Raw genomic sequence first — 16,757 nt, forward strand, 5'->3', positions numbered from 1 at the left:
GGGATGTAATCCGGCGCTACAGCCCGCGCAGGCGCCGAATCTCTTCGTAGGCGTCGCGGATCTGCTGGAAGCGACGGGCGGCCTGCTCGGCGGCCTGACGGCCGAGGTGGGCGGATTTGTCGGGGTGGTGCTCCGCGGCGAGCAACCGGAAGGCTCGCTTCACCTCGACGTCGGTGGCGTCCGGCGTCAGGCCCAGCGCGGCGTAGTGTTCATCCCCGGCGCCCAGGTGCAGGGCGATGATGGCCTGCTCGTCCGCCTCGGAGATGCCCAGGCCCTCGGCGACGCGGCGCAGGACCTCCCGTTCGGAGCGCTGCATTCCTCCGTCGGCCAGCGCCAGCTCGTAGAGCGTGTCCAGCAGCCGGTGCCGCTCGGCCGAGGGGAGCTGGGCATGGCAGGCGCTGACGGCCGCGTCCAGGTCGGGCGGGTGGGCCAGGAAGACCTTGAGGTGGCTCCGGACGACCTCCAGCGCCTCGGGGCCGTAGCCCAGGGTCGTCTGGAAGTAGCGCCGCACCACGCGCACCTCGTCGCGGCGGACCTCGCCATCCGCGTGGGCCACCTCGACGAACACGGCGCACAAGTCACTGGCGAACTGCTCGTAGGGCTCCTCCTCGCGAGGCACGAGCGCCGCCTCCGACGTGGCGTCATGGACGGACGCGTAGGGGGCGTGGGAGAAGCCGGACAGCGCCTCCGGGTCTTCGGGCGGGAGGGCGTGCTGGGCGTCGTAGTAGCGCCCCGCGAAGCCGCCCGCGATGAGCAGCAGGACAATGGCCCAGGGGCTGCCCACGAGCAGCCCCGCCATCAACCCCAGCATTGCTCCCAGAACTGTTCCTGCGCCCATGGCCGACGTTCCGCTCCCTTTCCGGCGGGGGAGTTTCGCATAGAGTGGCACGGGTGAACGCCCAGTTGATGGATGGCAAGGCAGTTGCGGCGCGCGTGCGAGCGGAGGTCAAGGCGGAGGTCGACCGGCTCAAGCTCGAGCATGGCCTGACGCCGGGGCTGGCCGTGGTGCGCGTGGGGGAGGACCCCGCCTCCAAGGTCTACGTCAATGGGAAGAAGAAGGCCGCGGAGGAGGTGGGCTTCCGCTCCTGGGAGCTCCACCCGGACGAGGGCATCACCCAGGCGGCGCTGCTGGAGCTCATCCACCAGCTCAATGCGGACCCGGCGGTGCACGGCATCCTGGTGCAGCTGCCGTTGCCCAGGCACATCGACCCGGACGTCATCATCTCCGCCGTGAAGCCGGAGAAGGACGTGGACGGCTTCCACCCGCTCAACGCCGGCAACCTGCTGCTGGGCCGGTCCACCACCCGGGCGTGCACGCCCTACGGGGTGATGCGGCTGCTGGAGGAGATTGGCTGCGACCCCGCGGGCAAGCGGGCGGTGGTGGTGGGGCGCAGCAACATCGTGGGCAAGCCCATGGCGCTGATGCTGCTCCAGAAGAACGCCACGGTGACCATCTGCCACAGCAAGAGCGACCTGCGCCGGGAAGTGGAGGGCGCGGACATCCTGGTGGTGGCGGTAGGCGTGGCCGAGCTGGTGAAGGGCGCGTGGATCAAGCCCGGCGCGGTGGTGATTGACGTGGGGATGAATCGCAAGCCGGACGGCAAGCTCGTGGGCGACGTGGAGTTCGCGGCCTCCGCCGAGCGCGCGTCGTTCATCACCCCCGTGCCCGGTGGCGTGGGGCCCATGACCATCGCCATGCTGATGCGCAACACGCTCGACGCGGCCGTCCGCTACGGCCTGGTGCCTGTCGTCAAGTAGGCCGTGAGGGTGACGCGCTGGGGCCCCGGTCCCAGCTCCGCCTGCGCGTACTCGTGCATGGACCAGAGCAGCGGCTCCCACTGCGCGCCCAGCGCCCTGCGCGCCAGCATGACGGGCGCGCTGGAGCGGGTGGTGGCATCCACCATGGCCGCCGTGGACGGGTAGTCGATGGTGCCTTCCACTTCGTTCACCGTGACGTGGGTGAAGCCCGCGCTGGACATCTCTCGCTGACAGGTGTCGGGGTCGGACAGGGGGATGGCGCCCGGCTGCGATGGCTTCGCGCCCAGCTGCTCCCAGAGGCGCGTGTACACGGCGCGCAGCTCTTTCGAGCGCTCGAAGGGCGTCCAACTGGACACGACGGCCCGGCCGCCCGGCTTCAGGACCCGGTGAAGCTCCTGGAAGCCACGCGCCCGGTCCGGGAAGAACATCAGGCCGAACATGGAGAAGGCGGCGTCGAACGCGTTCGCCTCGAAGGGCAGCGCCATGCCGTCACCCTCCAGGATGTCGATGTCGAGCTTCGCCTCCACGGTCCGGGCGCGCAGGGCGGCGATCATCTCCGGGGAGAAATCCACCGCCGTGACGCGGGCGCCGTCGCGCGCGGCGAGCAGCGCGAGCGTGCCCGGCCCCGTGGCGACGTCCACGACACACGTCCCTTGCACCACGCCGGCCCGGAGCAGGGCATCCCTGGAGAACGTCTCGAAGGTGGGCATCAGCTCGCGCACGTACTCCGGCGCCACCAGGTTCCAGGCCTCGGGTTGGGCAAGGGGCGAGACGGCGGACATGGGGGCTCCTGGACGTGGGGGCTCGGCATGGCCCGGTTCCCGTGGAAGCCTGCACGGCGGGGCCTGAAGGCGCAATTTTGTTGCGACAGGCAGGGCCCCCAGCGTTTCCGCGGCGTGCGTCCGCTGTACGCGCGCTCGGGCGTTGTCCTAGCGTGCTTCGCCTCACCGTGGGGGAGGCGGCACCATGCCGAGTCGCGAGGAGCAGATCGCCGGGGGAATCTACGGAGTGCTGGTGGGGGATGCCTTGGGCGTGCCCTACGAGTTCCACGCACCCGAGCGGATTCCACCGCCCGAGGCCATCGACTTCCAGCCGCCCGAGGGCTTCCAGCGCGCGCATGACGGGGTTCCGCCGGGGACCTGGTCCGATGATGGCGCGCATGCGCTGTGCCTGCTGGACTCGTTGCTCTTCCAGGGTCGATTGGACCCAGAAGACCTGGGCCGCCGTTTGGTGAACTGGCTGGAGTGGGGCTACCTCGCGGTGGATGGCCAGGTGTTCGACGTGGGCATCCAGACACGCACGGCCCTGGCCTCGGTCCACGCAGGGACGCCCGCGCTGATGGCCGGCCCCAAGGGCGAACGAGACAACGGCAATGGCTCGTTGATGCGCGTGCTGCCATTGGCGCTCTGGCATTCAGGCCATGACGCGAAGCTCGCCTCGGACGCGATGACTCAGTCTCGCGTCACGCATGGACACATGCGCTCCCAGGTGTGCTGTGCGCTGTATTGCTTGTGGGCCCGCCGCATCCTCCAGGGCGCGCGTGCTTCGGATGCATGGACGGACGCGGTGGAGACGTTCCGCAAGCTGTATCCCGAAGGCTTCGAGGCTCGCACTGAGCTGGACACGCAGGTCCTGCCGCCGGGCTGGGAGGCGATTCGAGGCACGGGCACGGGCTACGTGGTGGATTGCCTGCGCTCCGCGCGCCAGTGCGTGGTCGAGCACGACACCTACGCACAGGTGGTGAAGGCCGCGGTGCGCCTGGGCCGGGATACCGACACCACCGCGGCGGTGGCGGGAGGTATCGCTGGGCTCATCCACGGCGTGAATGGCATCCCGGCGCGTTGGCGTGAGTCGTTGCGCGGGGGCGAGTTGTTACATCCCATGTTGCAGAAGCTGCTCAAGTGCGCCGTGCGGTGAGCTTGACCCGGCTTTGTCCCCACAGATGCAGACATGGACCCTGAGCGCGCCCGCGCGTTTGGCGAGTGTCGTGCCGGGCAGCGACCAGGTCTGTGTGAGCGCCGTGCCGACCTCGGAGACGCAGGGGTCGGACGCTGGCCCGTCCACGCCCGCCCAGAGTCAGCCCGTGTACGTGTTGCTGGCCCCTCCGGGGCAGCAGATGATGGACACCATGCCTACCCCCTGACACATGCCTCGGTTGTTCGACGCTTGTTCAATCCCTGTCGATGGAACGAGCGGGTGACGGTGTGTTTCACACCGTCATCAACGAGCCCCGAGGGCAAGTTGCATGTTTTTGTTGGAACAGTCTGCTTATTCCGACAAGTTTGGATTGCCAGGGGTGTGTAAGGGGATAGGATGGCGACTCATCCGGGGGGGCCGGTATGGCCGGGGTGAGTCACGCAATGATTGACCAGGATGTGGGCGCGCCTGTGCTTCGGGGGCGATTCGGCCATACACGCGGGGAGAACGTGCGGACGGAGGGTACCGTGTCAACGGAGACTTCCGGCAACATGGTGCTCACACGTGGGGTCGACGCGCTGGAGGTGCGGGTGGAGGCACTGCTCGGCGAGCACCTGGAGGCCGTGCGACGGCGGGTGGACTCTCGCTTCGCCGTGCTGATGGTGGGGCAGTGGCTGGTCGCCATCGCGGTGGCGGCGGTGCTGTCGCCCTTCGCCTGGCAGGGGACGTCGCGGGTGGTGCATCCCCATCTGCACGTGGCGGTGGTGCTGGGGGGCCTGCTGTCCGCCTTCCCGCTGGTGCTGGTGCGGCTGCGAGCCGGGGACGTCGTCACGCGGCACGTGGTGGCGGTAGCGCAGATGCTCTGGGCCGCGCTCTTCATCCACCTGACGGGCGGCCGCATCGAAACGCACTTCTATGTGTTCGGCTCGCTGGCCTTCCTGGCCTTCTACCGGGACCCGGCCGTGATGGCGACCGCCACCGTCACGGCGGTGCTGGAGCACTGCCTGCGCGGCATCTGGTGGCCAGAGTCCATCTTCGGCGTGTCGAATCCCGCGTGGTGGCGCTTCCTGGAACACTCCTTCTGGATGGTGTTCGTCAACGGGGTGCTGGTGATTGCGTGCCGCGAGACGCTGGGGGAGATGCGGCGCGTGGCGGTGCAGCAGGTGTTGCTGGAGGGCGCGTACGCGAACGAGCGCGTGGACCATGAGCACGCGCTGGCACGCGTGCGCCGGGAGATGAGCTCCTACCGTGAGCAGGCCGCGCGGGTGGAGAAGCTGGCGGCGGTGGGGCGGATGACGGCGACGGTGAGCCACGAGCTGCGCAACCCGCTGGCCGCGGCCCGCACCGCCAACGCCGTGGTCGTCCGTCACCTGCGCAAGCTGGACGTGACGCTGGCGGACCAGCGGCTCCAGCGCTTCCTGGAAATCATCGAGCGCGAGCTGGCGGTGTGTTCACGCATCTCCTCCGAGCTGCTGGACTTCGCCCGCGAGCGTCCGTTGGAGCTGCGGCCCTGCTCGCTGCACGCGTTGATGGAGGAGGTGCTGGACGTGGTGCCGGGCCGCGAAGGCGTGCGCATCCAGAACAGCGTCCCCCTCTCGCTGGAGTCGCCCTGGGTGGACCGGGAGCTGCTGCGCAAGGTGCTCATCAACCTGGTGCAGAACGCGGTGGAGGCCATGCCCGCGGGCCGTCTGGGCCGGGTGGACGTGTTCGCCGAAGGCGGCAATGGCAGCGCCTTCATCATCCGCGTGTCCGACAACGGCATGGGCATCCCGGAGGCGATGCAGGAGCGCATCTTCGAGCCGCTCTTCACGACGAAGCCCGCGGGCACGGGCCTGGGACTGTCAGTCGTGGCCAGCACGGTGCGGCAGCACGGCGGCACCCTGAGCGTGGAGAGCCGGGAAGGGGAGGGCAGCGTCTTCACCCTCTGCCTCCCGGCGGGTTGCCCCGCCGCCGAGGTCGCCCTCTAGCTCCAGGACACCTCGTACTCGCCATCCAGCAGGCCCGTGGCACGCCCGCGGATGTGCGTGTCGCGGGCGCCAATGGCGGCCAGCGCCGCGCGGAGCACGCCCTCGTGGTAGCTGTGCGGCATGAAGTCGCGGAACATGGTGAGGCGGCCCTGGCGCTCGCCCAGCCACTCCACGTCCCGCTCGCCGTAGCTGACGGCGGTGCTGTAGCCGGACGGCAGGTTGCTGACGAGCCGGCGCGGGCAGCCCCCGGACAATGCCAGGAAGCTGCGCCCCACCACGGTGCTCAGGAAGTCCTGCGCGGACCGGGCGCCAATGGTCCGCATGGCCGGCTCGAAGCCGCCCAGCCGCGGCGCCAGCAACCCCGCGGCGCTGAAGGACAGCCGCAGGAAGCTGGTGATGGGGTACAGGAAGAAGGGCACGAAGGCGCGCTCGCGCGAGGCCGCCAGGCACCGCGCCGCGGCGGCTTCCCCCGCCTCCTTCCGGACCACGTCCAGCGCCCCCAGGAAGAACATGCCCCGGGCGCGGTCCTTCTCCTCCGCGCGGCTCAGCCGCCGAGCCAGCTCCGTCAAAGGTTCAGGCGTTTCCCGCTCGACCTCAAACGCAATCATGGCCACCCCTGCGCTGGGAGGCGGCACTCGACGTGCGCGCCCCTCCTTGTGTGGCTACGAAAGTGAGGGAAACCGAGAAAGTGTGAAAGCCCGCACCGCTGCAACCCCGGGGCAGGGGGAGCGCCATTGGTGAACAGAGTGGGCGCTGCGTCAGAGGGAGCGCCGGGCTCCAGATGCCGGGAGGCGTGGCCGCGGGCGGTGTGGCCTGAACATCAATTCACGGCGGTTGGCCGACGCTCCAACCGCCGCGTTTTGAACGCTCAGGCCTGGAAGGCTTCGCGGACCCCGTCGCGACGCAAGGTGAAGAGCATCCACACGGCCACCGGGACGCCAATGACGCAACCGGGTGACAGGATGTAGAGCGCGGTGATGCCGCCCACCGTGGCCAGTCCGTAGCCCTTCAGGTTGAGCGCGCTGATGGCGCCCCAGGCGGACAGCACCCCGCAGAGGATGCCCACCAGCAGCATCAGCGCCAGCGTGGGCGACAGCTCCAGCGTGGACGCCTCCGCGCCCGCGGGGACGAAGGGCGAGGTCACCTTCAGCGCCGCCAGCACGAAACCGGCGATGTTGTAGATGACGTTCAGCACGCCCACGCACAGCAGGAAGAAGGCGGGCGGACGGATGATGTTGAGGACCTTGCTACGCGGGTCGCTTGGGGGCAGGTGGATTCCAGGGCCACTCATGAACGGGCTCGCAGTGCGCTCACGATCATCCGCGTCGCCGGGGACTTGTTGAGCGTGTAGAAGTGGATGCCAGGCACGCCGCGCGACAGCAGCTCCATGCACTGCACCGTCGCATGGGCCACGCCGAGCTGGGCCATGGCCTCCGGGTTGTCCTTCACCCGCTCGAGCTGCAACGCCAGGCGCATGGGCACGGTGGCTCCGCACAGGCGCGTGAATCGTTGGATCTGCTCGTAGTTGGTGATGGGCATGATGCCGGGGACGATGGGGACGTTGATGCCCGCGCGGCGCGCCCGCTCCACGAAGTCGAAGTAGAACGCGTTGTCGAAGAAGAGCTGCGTCACCACGAAGTCCAGGCCGGCATCCACCTTGGCCTTGAGATGACGCAGGTCGTCGTCACGGGAGGGCGTCTCCACGTGGCCCTCCGGATAGCACGCTCCCCCGAGGCAGAAGTTGAAATCCTCTTCTCGGATGAATCGCACCATCTCCGATGCGTAGCGGAAACCCCCGGGCGCGGGCTCGAAGACGGTCTGGCCCTTGGGGGGGTCTCCGCGCAGCACCAGGATGTTGTCCACCTTCGCGGCGGACAGGCGCTCCAGCACGGTGCGCAGCTCCGCCGGGGAGTGCCCCCCGCACGTCAGGTGCGCCATCGCCTCGATGCCCGCCTCCTGCTTGATGCGCAGCACCAACTCCACCGTCTTCGCCCGCGTGCTGCCCCCCGCGCCTTCCGTCACGGAGACGAAACCCGGCTGCAGGGTCGCCAGGTCTTCCAGCGCCTTGAGCAGGTTCGCCTCGCCCTCGTCCGTCCGGGGCGGGAAGAACTCGAAGGAGAAGCACGGGTCGGAAGGATTCAACCGATTACGAATCTTCATGTCGGCCCCAGTGTAGACGCTCCGCGTCGTCCTTGATCGGGCAAGTCTCGCGGCTATAGTCCGCGCCGTTTTCCACACCCCTCCAGGAGAATGAAGATGGCCCGGCAGACGCCCCTCAACGCGGCACACCGCAAGCTGGGGGCCCGGATGGTCGACTTCGCTGGCTGGGACATGCCCGTCCAGTACAGCTCCGTCATCGGCGAGCATGAGGCCGTGCGCACCGGCGTCGGCCTGTTCGACGTCTCCCACATGGGGGAGGTGGAGTTCTCCGGCCCCGGCGCCTTGGACACGGTCAACGCGCTCATCTCCAACGACCTGACCCGCATCGCGGACGGGCAGGCGCTGTATGCGGGCTTGCTCGACGAGCGGGGCACCTTCGTGGACGACGTGGTCGCCTACCGCTTCAGCCCCGAGCGCATCCTCATCTGCGTCAACTCCAGCAACCGCGAGAAGGACGTCGCGTGGATGAAGACGCACGCCAAGGGTGTGGCACCCGTGGACCGGAGCGACGACTACGCGCAGATTGCCGTGCAGGGCCCCAAGGCCACCGGCCTGGTCCAGCGCCTGACGAAGACGGACCTGTCGAAGATTGGCACCTACCGCTTCGCCGAGGGCGAGGTCGCCGGGGTGAAGTGCCTCATCTCCCGCACCGGCTACACCGGCGAGGACGGCTTCGAGCTGTACAGCGCGGCCGGGGACGCGGTGGCGCTGTGGGACGCGCTGCTCACCGAAGGCCAGCAGGACGGCGTGAAGCCGTGTGGCCTGGGCGCCCGTGACAGCCTCCGCACGGAGATGAAGTACGCGCTCTACGGCAACGACATCGACGACCAGCACACCGCGCTGGAGGCCGGGCTGGGGTGGATCGTCAAGCTCGACAAGGCGGCCTTCATTGGCAAGGAAGCGCTGGCGGCGCAGAAGGCCGCGGGCGTGAAGCGCAAGCTGGTGGGCTTCGAGCTGACCGGCGGCGGCATTCCGCGCCACGGCTACGCCATCCTCAAGGACGGCGCGCCGGTGGGGGAGGTGACCAGCGGCACCATGGGCCCCACCGTGAAGAAGGCCATTGGCATCGGCTACGTGCCCACCGAGCTGTCCGCGGAGGGCTCCACCTTCGACGTGGACATTCGCGGCCGCGCGGTGCCCGCCGTGGTGGTGAAGACCCCGTTCTACAAGAAGCCCTGAAGCATTCCCGTTCCAACCAGGAGCAACGACATGGCCGACAACATCCCCGGCGACCTGAAGTACACCCGTGAGCACGAGTGGGCCCGCGTCCAGGGCACCTCGGTGGTGGTGGGCGTCACGCAGCACGCGCAGGAGTCCCTGGGCGACGTGGTCTATGTGGAGCTGCCCAAGGTGGGCTCCACGGTGACGGAGGGCAAGCAGTTCGGCGTCATCGAGTCCACCAAGGCGGTGTCGGAGCTGTACTCGCCGCTGACGGGCAAGGTGGTGAAGGTGAATGACGGGCTGTCGGACAACCCCTCCACCGTGAACACCGACCCCTACGGTGCGGGCTGGATTGTGGAAATCGAGCCCTCGGACCCCAAGCAGGTGGACGGACTCCTGGACGCCGCCGCGTACACCGCCCTGCTCCAGAACAGCTGAGAGTGAAGGGCCGGGGACTGGTTGTTAGGGACGGTCCTCGACTTCTCGACGCACGACTCGCCTGCGAGCCACAAAGCCATGTCCTTGAACTGGAAGTATCAGGAGCCGTTTGCCGGCCGTCACAATGGTCCGGATGACACCGAGCTGAAGCAGCTGCTGTCCGCGCTGGGCGTGGACTCGCTCGATGCCTTCATCGACCAGGCCGTCCCGCCCGCCATCCGCGCCAAGGAGCCGCTGAAGCTCGCGACCGCGCGCGGCGAGCACGAACTGCTGGCGGCCTTGGAGGCCATCGCCGCGAAGAACCAGGTGTTCCGGTCCTTCATCGGCATGGGCTACCACGACACGCACACGCCGAACGTCATCCTCCGCAACGTCTTCCAGAACCCGGGCTGGTACACCCAGTACACGCCCTACCAGGCGGAGATTGCGCAGGGCCGGCTGGAGGCGCTGCTCAACTTCCAGACGCTGGTCATGGACCTGACGGGGCTGGAGGTGGCCAACGCCTCGCTGCTGGATGAAGGCACCGCCGCCGCCGAGGCCATGGCCCTGGCCCTGGCCGTGCACCAGAAGGGCGAGGAGGCCGGCGCGGCCTTCTTCGTCTCCGAGGGCTGCCACCCGCAGACGGTGGACGTGGTGCGCACCCGCGCCCAGCCGCTGGGCGTGGAGGTGGTGGTGGGCGACCACCGCACGGTGGACTTGAGCTCGAAGAGGTTCGTGGGCGCGCTGGTGCAGTACCCGACCACCGACGGCGCGGTGCATGACTACCGGGCCTTCGGCGAGCAGGTGCACGCCGCGGGCGGCCTGTTCGTGGTGGCCGCGGACCTGCTCAGCCTGACGCTGCTGACGCCGCCGGGTGAGTTCGGCGCGGACGTGGCGGTGGGCAGCGCCCAGCGCTTCGGCGTGCCCATGGGCTACGGCGGTCCGCACGCGGGCTACTTCGCCACGAAGAACGCGTACACCCGCGTCATGCCCGGCCGCATCATCGGCGTGTCCGAGGACGCGCAGGGACGCCGCGCGCTGCGCATGGCGCTCCAGACGCGTGAGCAGCACATCCGCCGCGAGAAGGCGACGAGCAACATCTGCACCGCGCAGGTGCTGCTGGCCGTCATCGCCAGCATGTACGCTGTCTACCACGGCCCCTCCGGGCTGAAGGCCATCGCCGAGCGCGTGCACGGCCTGACGGTGCTGCTGGCGCGCGGGCTGGCGAAGCTGGGCCTCAAGCTGAAGCACGACCAGTACTTCGACACGCTGCGCGTGGAGCTGTCGGCCGCGCATGTGCGCGCGGTGCTGGGAGCCGCCGAGGCGGCGCGGATGAACTTCCGCCGCATCGACGAGAAGACGCTGGGCGTGGCCCTGGACGAGACGACGCGGCCCGCGGACGTGGAGGACATCCTGGCGGCCTTCGCCACCGGCACCGGCAAGTCCTCCGCGCCGGTGTTGGCGGACCTGGTGGGAGACGGCGTAGAGAGCGCCGTGTCGCAGGCGCTGCGCCGCTCGAGCGCGTACCTCACGCACCCCGTCTTCAACAGCTACCACTCCGAGACGGAGATGCTGCGCTACATCCGGCGGCTCGAGGCGAAGGACCTGTCCCTCACGCACTCGATGATTCCGCTGGGCAGCTGCACCATGAAGCTCAACGCCACCGCGGAGATGATTCCGGTGACGTGGCCCCAGTTCGGTCGGCTGCACCCGTTCGCGCCCACCTCGCAGGCGGCTGGCTACAAGGTCATCTTCGAGCAGCTGGAGCAGATGCTCACGCAGGTGACGGGCTTCGCGGGTTGCTCGCTCCAGCCCAACGCCGGAAGCCAGGGTGAGTACGCGGGCCTGCTCGTCATCCGCGCGTACCACCAGAGCCGCGGCCAGGGGCACCGGGACGTGTGCTTGATTCCGTCCTCCGCGCACGGGACCAACCCGGCTTCGGCGGTGATGGCTGGCTACAAGGTCGTCGTCACCCGGTGCGATGAGAACGGCAACATCGACCTGGATGACCTGCGCGCGAAGGCGGAGGCGCACAAGGACGCGCTCGCCGCGCTGATGGTGACGTACCCGTCCACCCACGGCGTGTTCGAGGAGGAGATTCGCGAAATCTGCGCCATCGTCCACGAGCGCGGCGGCCAGGTGTACATGGACGGCGCCAACCTCAACGCGCAGGTGGGCCTCACCTCGCCCGGGTTGGTGGGCGCGGACGTGTGCCACATCAATCTGCACAAGACGTTCTGCATCCCGCACGGCGGCGGCGGCCCGGGCATGGGCCCCATCTGCGTGGCCAGCCACCTGGTGAAGTTCCTGCCGGGGCACCCCGTCATCCAGACGGGCGGCTCGGAGGCCATTGGCGCCATCTCCGCGGCGCCGTGGGGCAGCGCGAGCATCCTGCTCATCTCCTGGATGTACATCGCGATGATGGGCGGCGAGGGCCTCACCCAGGCCACCAAGCTGGCCATCCTCAACGCCAACTACGTCGCCGAGCGGCTCAACGCCCACTACCCGGTGCTGTACCGGGGCAAGCGCGGCAAGGTGGCGCACGAGTGCATCGTCGACCTGCGCCCGCTCAAGAAGACGGCGGGCGTGGAGGTGGAGGACGTGGCCAAGCGGCTCATGGACTATGGCTTCCACGCGCCCACCGTGTCCTTCCCGGTGGCGGGCACGCTCATGATTGAGCCGACGGAGAGCGAGTCCAAGGCGGAGCTGGACCGTTTCTGCGACGCGATGATCGCCATCCGTCAGGAGATTCGGGACATCGAGGAGGGTCGCATGCCCAAGGACAACAACGTCCTCAAGCACGCCCCGCACACCGCGCGTGTCGTCGCCGCGCCGGAGTGGAACCGTCCCTACTCGCGCGAGCAGGCCGTGTTCCCCACGCCGTGGGTCCGCGACAACAAGTTCTGGCCCTCCGTGGGCCGGCTCAACAGCGTGCTCGGTGACCGGAAGCTGGTCTGCTCGTGCCCGCCCATCGAGGACTACATGACGCCGGAGCCGAAGGCCGCCACGGCCTGACGCATCCCGCGCATCGGGTGATGCCATGGGCCGTCTCCCTGGTCGGGGAGGCGGCCTTCGTCTTTACGCGGGCATGTCCAGCGCGGCCCGGTCCGGCTCCACGTGGACCACCACGTCCACCACCTGCGGATAGGCGCCTTGCAGCGTGCGCTCCACGCGGTCCGCGACCTCATGGGCCTGCGCGGTGGTGAGCTGCGGGTCCACCTCGATTTTGAGGTCCACGTAGACGCTCTCCTCCATGCCGCGGCTGCGCACGTCGTGGCAGGAGCGCACGCCCGGCACCGCCAGCGTGTGCCGCTTCACCTCGTCTGGGTCCAGGCGCGCCGTGTCGGAGAGGATGCCCACCGCCTGCCGGACGATGCCGTAGGCCACCCAGGCCACGAACACCATCACGGCCAGCGCAATCAGCCCATCCGCGCGCGGGTAGCCCAGCCACACCAGCAGCAGGGAGGCCAGCACCGCGAGGGTGACGTAGACGTCGGACATCGTGTGGCTCGCGTCCGCGAGCAGCAGGGAGCTCTTGTACTTGCGCCCGTAGTACCGCTCCACCCGCGTCACCACCATGTTCACCACCAGGGTGAAGGCCATGACGGCCGCCATGGTGCCCGTCACCTGCGGATGCTTGTCGTTGAGCACGGAGTCGAGCGCCATGCGCCCCAGCTCCAGCATGCCCACGCCAATCATCGCGCCAATGCCCAGCGACGCCAGCGCCTCGAACTTGCCGTGGCCGTAGGGGTGGTCCTCGTCCGCCGGGCGTGACGCCACGCCCATGGCCACCAGCCCCAGCACGTTGGAGCCGCCGTCGATGAACGAGTGCAGCCCGTCCGCCGTCACCGCCGCGGACTGGCTGAGCATTCCGAAGATCAGCTTGGCGCTGGCCACCACCCAGTTGGCCACGAGGATGCCCAGCAGCACCCTGCGGACCTTCCGGTTCCGCTCCTGCTGCGCGAGGTTTCTGTCGGTGAGCGTCGTTGCTTCCACGGGGCCGCACGGTACTTCAGTGCGCGCTCAGTTGGGCTGGCGGAACAGCCGCATCTTCGGGCCGCCGCCCATCTCCATGAAGAATCCGAACTGGAACTTCACCTTGGCGTCGTCCGACAGCAGGCCGGGCGGCGGGTTGGGGAAGGGCTGCGCGCGTTTGAAGGACGACACTGCCTCGAAGTCGAGGAAGTCGAGCCCGCTGCTCTTCTCCACCTGGATGTCCGTCACCTGGCCGCGCTCGTCCAGCGTGATTTGCAGCAGCGTGTACCGGTCCCTCCCCGTGTAGATGCCGCCGGTGGGGTCTCTCCGGCGCAGCTGCTCGTTGGGGTTCCAGTGCATGCCCACGCTCTGCTTCACGCGGTTGAAGAAGCTGGCGTACTTCCACTCACGCGTGTTGAGGAGGGTGCCATCGCCTTCCTCCGCGTCCTGCAGGTGGTCGTTGGGCGCGGCGCCCAGGACCTTGTCCATGACGGCTCGCGACGGCGTCAGCGACGCCAGCCCCGGAGCGCCCGCGCGGCCCGTGGAGCCGGCTTCCTCGCCGCCGGTGCCGGGCTGGATGTTGAGGCGCTTGGAGTTGCCCACCACCTCGTCGCTCTCGTTCTGGTTGTTCACCGTCATGCCCGGACCCGGAGACGTCGGGTCCGTCTTCATCGCGACCTCGTTCTTCTTTCGGGCGTCGGGAATCTCGAAGGCGGGCTTCTGGCCACCCAGGGACACGGGCCGGTCGTCGTTGCCCATGCCGTTGTTGCCGGCCATGCGCGGCGGCGTCTGCGCGTCCGTATTCTGGCCTTCTTGATTCTGCGGCGCCGTCCGCTGGGGCATGGCGTTCCGGTAGAAGGGCGTCTGCTCCCGCGCGCGCGTCTCCTTGTCCACGCGGTTGTTGCTCTCCGCGAGGTACTTCGCGTTCGGGTCCACCTCGTCGTTGCCGGGCGCGACGTCCACCACCTGCCCCTTGGGTGTCTCGTCGGGCTTCTTCTCCTCCGGCTTCTTGTCCTGGGCCTTGGGACGCTCCGACGTCTGGGACTTCGTCTGGGGGGAGGCCTTGCCGCGGTTCTTCGCCCATTGGTCGGCGGTGAGCGGACGCACGGCCACGGAGGTGGGCCGCGTCACCGGCTTGCGTGCCTTCCCGTCGCCCTGGAACGAACTCGTCAGCAGCAGGGTTCCCACGTAGACGGCATGGAGGAGCAGGGCGAGCGCAATCGCCGCGGCGAAACGCCCCGCGGACGACCCCTGCCGCCTCCGGCGGCGCCAGTTTGTTGGAGAACCCGTGCTCACGGCGGGATGATAAACCTCCGAACGGGCGGACTAGTCCCGTCGCGTTCGCGGCTGAACAGGTGAAAGGTCAGGTCGATTCGCGGGCCGCGCACGGGTTTGAAGGATAACCCCTCCCAGCCTCAATAGATGGGGGCCACCTCGGCACCGTTGAAGTAGTGACGGAGGATGTCCTGGTAGCGCTGCCCGGCCTCCGCCCGGCCAATGGCGCCCGTCTGGCACATTCCTACGCCGTGCCCCCAGCCCCCGCCACGGAAAAGCCAGCCGGTGAGCCGGCCCCCGGCATCCCGCTCGGCCTCCACCACCGCCATGCTGCTGTTGAGCATGCCGAACAGGCGGCGGATGTTGAGCTCGCCGCGCACCTGGGTGGCCCCCTTGTCGCCGGACACGGTCAGCACGGCCGCGCGGCCGGAGACGCCCCGGTCCGTCAGCGCCAGGGCCTGGACGCGCCCCACGCCCAGCCGCTTCAGGCGGGTGTCCACCTGCTCGGCCGTGAAGCGCTTCTCCCACCGGAACTTGCTGGGCTGCGCGAAGCTGGACAGCCGGCAGGCCGCCGGGAGGTTGGCGGTCGTCAGCCAGCGCTCCAGGCTGGCGGGCAGGGGATGGGCGCCCACGGGGCCGATGACGTCCGGGCGGCCACGCAGGCTGGGGTCCGGAGGCCCGCCCCACACCACGTCGTTGTCCTCGGTGTGGCCGCCGCAGACGGCGCTGTAGACGGAGTCCACCAGGCGGCCGTCCTCGCTGAAGAGGCCCTCGCCCCGGGTGGCCTCCACCGCGGCGGTGGTGCTGGCGGCCTCACCGGTGCGGCCCCGGTAGACGGCGCAGTGTTGCTCCGAGCACAGGAGGTAGGGGTCCGCCAGGTGCTTGATGCCCACCTTTGCCAGCACCTCGCCGCGCGCGGTGACGGCCTGGGCCTTGAGCGCCTCCGAGTGGGCGCGGGCGAAGATTTCCGCGGGGACCAGGCCCTTGAGCAGGTCCTCCAGGGGAACGACGTTCACCACCGCCAGTTGGCCCGAACGGTCCACGACGAGCTGGAGCGCGCCTCGGAAGGTGCGGTCCTCGAAGCCGTGGAAGTCGTAGCCCACGCCGTATTCGACCTGGCGCACGTCGAAGCCCGCCCCGTCGGGCGTCTCCGCGTCCAGCCGGTCCTGGGCCATGCCCACGACGACGCCCGCCTCGTCGCGCACCTCCAGGATGGCCTTGGAGGGCGTGCGCACCTCTTCAAAGAGCGTCGTCTGGACGCCGTGGCTGCGCAGCAGCTCTGCCTGCTTGCGGCCGGCGGCCTCGGGCGTGAGGACCTCGTCCACCAGCAGCTGGGTGCGCCGGTTGTCGATGACCTTGCCGGCGATGCCGTAGACGGAGCCCAGGACCTGGGCTCGGACCGCGAGCCCCTTCTCACGCCATGACTCCAGCGCCGCCTGGAGCCCCGCGCGGTCGGCCATGCGGAACTCAGCCAGTTGCACGCGCGCGGACAGCACCGCCGGGCTCCCCTGCGTCACCCGGACCGTCCAGCGCGTGCCCGCGGCCGCGTCGAGCATCTTCTCGTCGGGCCCTCCGAAGCGCAGGCGCATCCGGCCTCGCGGAGAGAAGGTGACCTCGGTCCGGCCCTCCATCAGGCGCACGGGGACGCGAGGCTCACCCCCACGGAAGTCCAGGCGCTTGAGGTCTCCCGGCGTGGGAATCCCCTGCGCCAGCGGGTCCTCGAGCGGCGGTGGCTCCGTGCCCGGTGACGGTGCCTCGTGGCCGTCGGGCGCGGCAGCCGGTGCGCTGCCGGTCGCGCCGGACGACGCTCCGGGCGTGCCCACGGTTTCCGGTCCGGGAGCCGATGCGTCCGCGCCGGTCGCGCCCGCTTCGCCGTCCTGGGGGGCTGGCGTGGTCTCCTCGGACGATGACACGACGGCCGGCCCGGTCGCGGATGCACGGGGACTTTCAGCCGCGGGTTTCGAGGCCACGCAGGCGGAGAGCAGGACGGCGGCGAGAAGCTGTGTGACGGCGTGGCGCACGGGGGGCGACACCGTACTGTCGCACCTCCACGCTGTCACGGACCGTTCGTCGTGCGCCCGCCGGGCAGGCTGGCTGATGCGTGTCGGGACTCGAGGGGATGAATAG

The 16,757-nt window shown here is 69.3% G+C and carries 14 protein-coding genes; 6 read left to right on the top strand and 8 right to left on the bottom strand.

Features of this window, described 5'->3' with window-relative positions; genetic code table 11:
- Positions 1-16: 16 nt before the first annotated feature.
- Positions 17-838, bottom strand: coding sequence for a TerB family tellurite resistance protein (locus tag BLU09_RS28300; protein ID WP_090492937.1), 822 nt, complete (start codon positions 836-838; stop codon positions 17-19).
- Positions 839-891: 53 nt separating this feature from the next.
- Between BLU09_RS28300 and folD the strand changes: the two genes are divergently transcribed.
- Positions 892-1,758 carry a bifunctional methylenetetrahydrofolate dehydrogenase/methenyltetrahydrofolate cyclohydrolase FolD gene (gene folD / locus BLU09_RS28305; protein WP_090492939.1) on the top strand — a complete coding sequence of 289 codons (867 nt, stop codon included), beginning with the start codon at positions 892-894 and terminating at the stop codon, positions 1,756-1,758.
- Here folD and BLU09_RS28310 read toward each other — a convergent pair.
- Positions 1,731-2,540: a class I SAM-dependent methyltransferase gene (locus BLU09_RS28310; protein ID WP_090492943.1), complete on the bottom strand. Its 810-nt coding sequence runs from the start codon at positions 2,538-2,540 to the stop codon at positions 1,731-1,733. The genes folD and BLU09_RS28310 overlap by 28 nt on opposite strands.
- A gap of 184 nt (positions 2,541-2,724) precedes the next feature.
- On the opposite strand from BLU09_RS28310, the gene BLU09_RS28315 reads away from it, so the two are divergent.
- A complete protein-coding gene (locus BLU09_RS28315) occupies positions 2,725-3,675 on the top strand; it encodes an ADP-ribosylglycohydrolase family protein (protein ID WP_090492946.1) in 951 nt (316 codons plus the stop codon).
- Positions 3,676-4,118: 443 nt separating this feature from the next.
- Complete coding sequence (locus tag BLU09_RS28325; RefSeq protein WP_090492950.1) at positions 4,119-5,642, top strand: sensor histidine kinase; 1,524 nt, start codon at positions 4,119-4,121, stop codon at positions 5,640-5,642.
- On the opposite strand, the gene BLU09_RS28330 is transcribed toward BLU09_RS28325, so the two are convergent.
- The 3 genes from BLU09_RS28330 to metF form a co-directional block, all read right to left on the bottom strand.
- Complete coding sequence (locus BLU09_RS28330) at positions 5,639-6,250, bottom strand: DUF2378 family protein (protein WP_186817958.1); 612 nt, start codon at positions 6,248-6,250, stop codon at positions 5,639-5,641. The two genes, BLU09_RS28325 and BLU09_RS28330, sit on opposite strands and share 4 nt — an antisense overlap.
- Positions 6,251-6,510: 260 nt before the next feature.
- Positions 6,511-6,933: a hypothetical protein gene (locus tag BLU09_RS28335; protein WP_011553094.1), complete on the bottom strand. Its 423-nt coding sequence runs from the start codon at positions 6,931-6,933 to the stop codon at positions 6,511-6,513.
- Positions 6,930-7,802 carry a methylenetetrahydrofolate reductase [NAD(P)H] gene (gene metF, locus BLU09_RS28340; protein WP_090492954.1) on the bottom strand — a complete coding sequence of 291 codons (873 nt, stop codon included), beginning with the start codon at positions 7,800-7,802 and terminating at the stop codon, positions 6,930-6,932. Before metF ends, BLU09_RS28335 begins: the two co-directional genes overlap by 4 nt.
- 96 nt (positions 7,803-7,898) lie before the next feature.
- On the opposite strand from metF, the gene gcvT reads away from it, so the two are divergent.
- The 3 genes from gcvT (at position 7,899) to gcvP (ending at position 12,395) form a co-directional block, all read left to right on the top strand.
- The gene (gene gcvT, locus BLU09_RS28345; RefSeq protein WP_090492956.1) at positions 7,899-8,981 is read left to right on the top strand and encodes a glycine cleavage system aminomethyltransferase GcvT; all 1,083 of its coding nucleotides are present in this window, start codon (positions 7,899-7,901) and stop codon (positions 8,979-8,981) included.
- A 30-nt stretch (positions 8,982-9,011) separates the two neighbouring features.
- On the top strand, positions 9,012-9,401 hold the full coding sequence (gene gcvH, locus BLU09_RS28350; protein ID WP_090492958.1) for a glycine cleavage system protein GcvH: 390 nt from the start codon (positions 9,012-9,014) through the stop codon (positions 9,399-9,401).
- Positions 9,402-9,479: 78 nt separating this feature from the next.
- Entirely contained in the window at positions 9,480-12,395 is a 2,916-nt protein-coding gene (gene gcvP, locus BLU09_RS28355; RefSeq protein WP_090492960.1) for an aminomethyl-transferring glycine dehydrogenase, read from the top strand.
- A 63-nt stretch (positions 12,396-12,458) separates the two neighbouring features.
- Here gcvP and BLU09_RS28360 read toward each other — a convergent pair whose 3' ends face one another.
- The 3 genes from BLU09_RS28360 to BLU09_RS28370 form a co-directional block, all read right to left on the bottom strand.
- The gene (locus tag BLU09_RS28360; protein WP_090492962.1) at positions 12,459-13,376 is read right to left on the bottom strand and encodes a cation diffusion facilitator family transporter; all 918 of its coding nucleotides are present in this window, start codon (positions 13,374-13,376) and stop codon (positions 12,459-12,461) included.
- A 27-nt stretch (positions 13,377-13,403) separates the two neighbouring features.
- The gene (locus BLU09_RS28365; protein ID WP_090492964.1) at positions 13,404-14,651 is read right to left on the bottom strand and encodes an energy transducer TonB family protein; all 1,248 of its coding nucleotides are present in this window, start codon (positions 14,649-14,651) and stop codon (positions 13,404-13,406) included.
- A gap of 119 nt (positions 14,652-14,770) precedes the next feature.
- On the bottom strand, positions 14,771-16,690 hold the full coding sequence (locus BLU09_RS28370) for a SpoIID/LytB domain-containing protein (protein WP_090492966.1): 1,920 nt from the start codon (positions 16,688-16,690) through the stop codon (positions 14,771-14,773).
- Positions 16,691-16,757 lie beyond the last annotated feature (67 nt).

The sequence above is a fragment of the Myxococcus virescens genome (genome assembly GCF_900101905.1).
Classification (GTDB): domain Bacteria; phylum Myxococcota; class Myxococcia; order Myxococcales; family Myxococcaceae; genus Myxococcus; species Myxococcus virescens.

Bases quoted from the DNA above. Each gene is read 5' to 3' on its own strand.
- gcvT (WP_090492956.1), top strand. From the start codon at position 7,899: ATGGCCCGGCAGACGCCCCTCAACGCGGCACACCGCAAGCTGGGGGCC.
- BLU09_RS28315 (WP_090492946.1), top strand. From the start codon at position 2,725: ATGCCGAGTCGCGAGGAGCAGATCGCCGGGGGAATCTACGGAGTGCTG.
- BLU09_RS28335 (WP_011553094.1), bottom strand. From the start codon at position 6,933: ATGAGTGGCCCTGGAATCCACCTGCCCCCAAGCGACCCGCGTAGCAAG.
- BLU09_RS28330 (WP_186817958.1), bottom strand. From the start codon at position 6,250: ATGATTGCGTTTGAGGTCGAGCGGGAAACGCCTGAACCTTTGACGGAG.
- gcvH (WP_090492958.1), top strand. From the start codon at position 9,012: ATGGCCGACAACATCCCCGGCGACCTGAAGTACACCCGTGAGCACGAG.
- gcvP (WP_090492960.1), top strand. From the start codon at position 9,480: ATGTCCTTGAACTGGAAGTATCAGGAGCCGTTTGCCGGCCGTCACAAT.
- BLU09_RS28300 (WP_090492937.1), bottom strand. From the start codon at position 838: ATGGGCGCAGGAACAGTTCTGGGAGCAATGCTGGGGTTGATGGCGGGG.
- metF (WP_090492954.1), bottom strand. From the start codon at position 7,802: ATGAAGATTCGTAATCGGTTGAATCCTTCCGACCCGTGCTTCTCCTTC.
- BLU09_RS28325 (WP_090492950.1), top strand. From the start codon at position 4,119: ATGATTGACCAGGATGTGGGCGCGCCTGTGCTTCGGGGGCGATTCGGC.
- BLU09_RS28310 (WP_090492943.1), bottom strand. From the start codon at position 2,540: ATGTCCGCCGTCTCGCCCCTTGCCCAACCCGAGGCCTGGAACCTGGTG.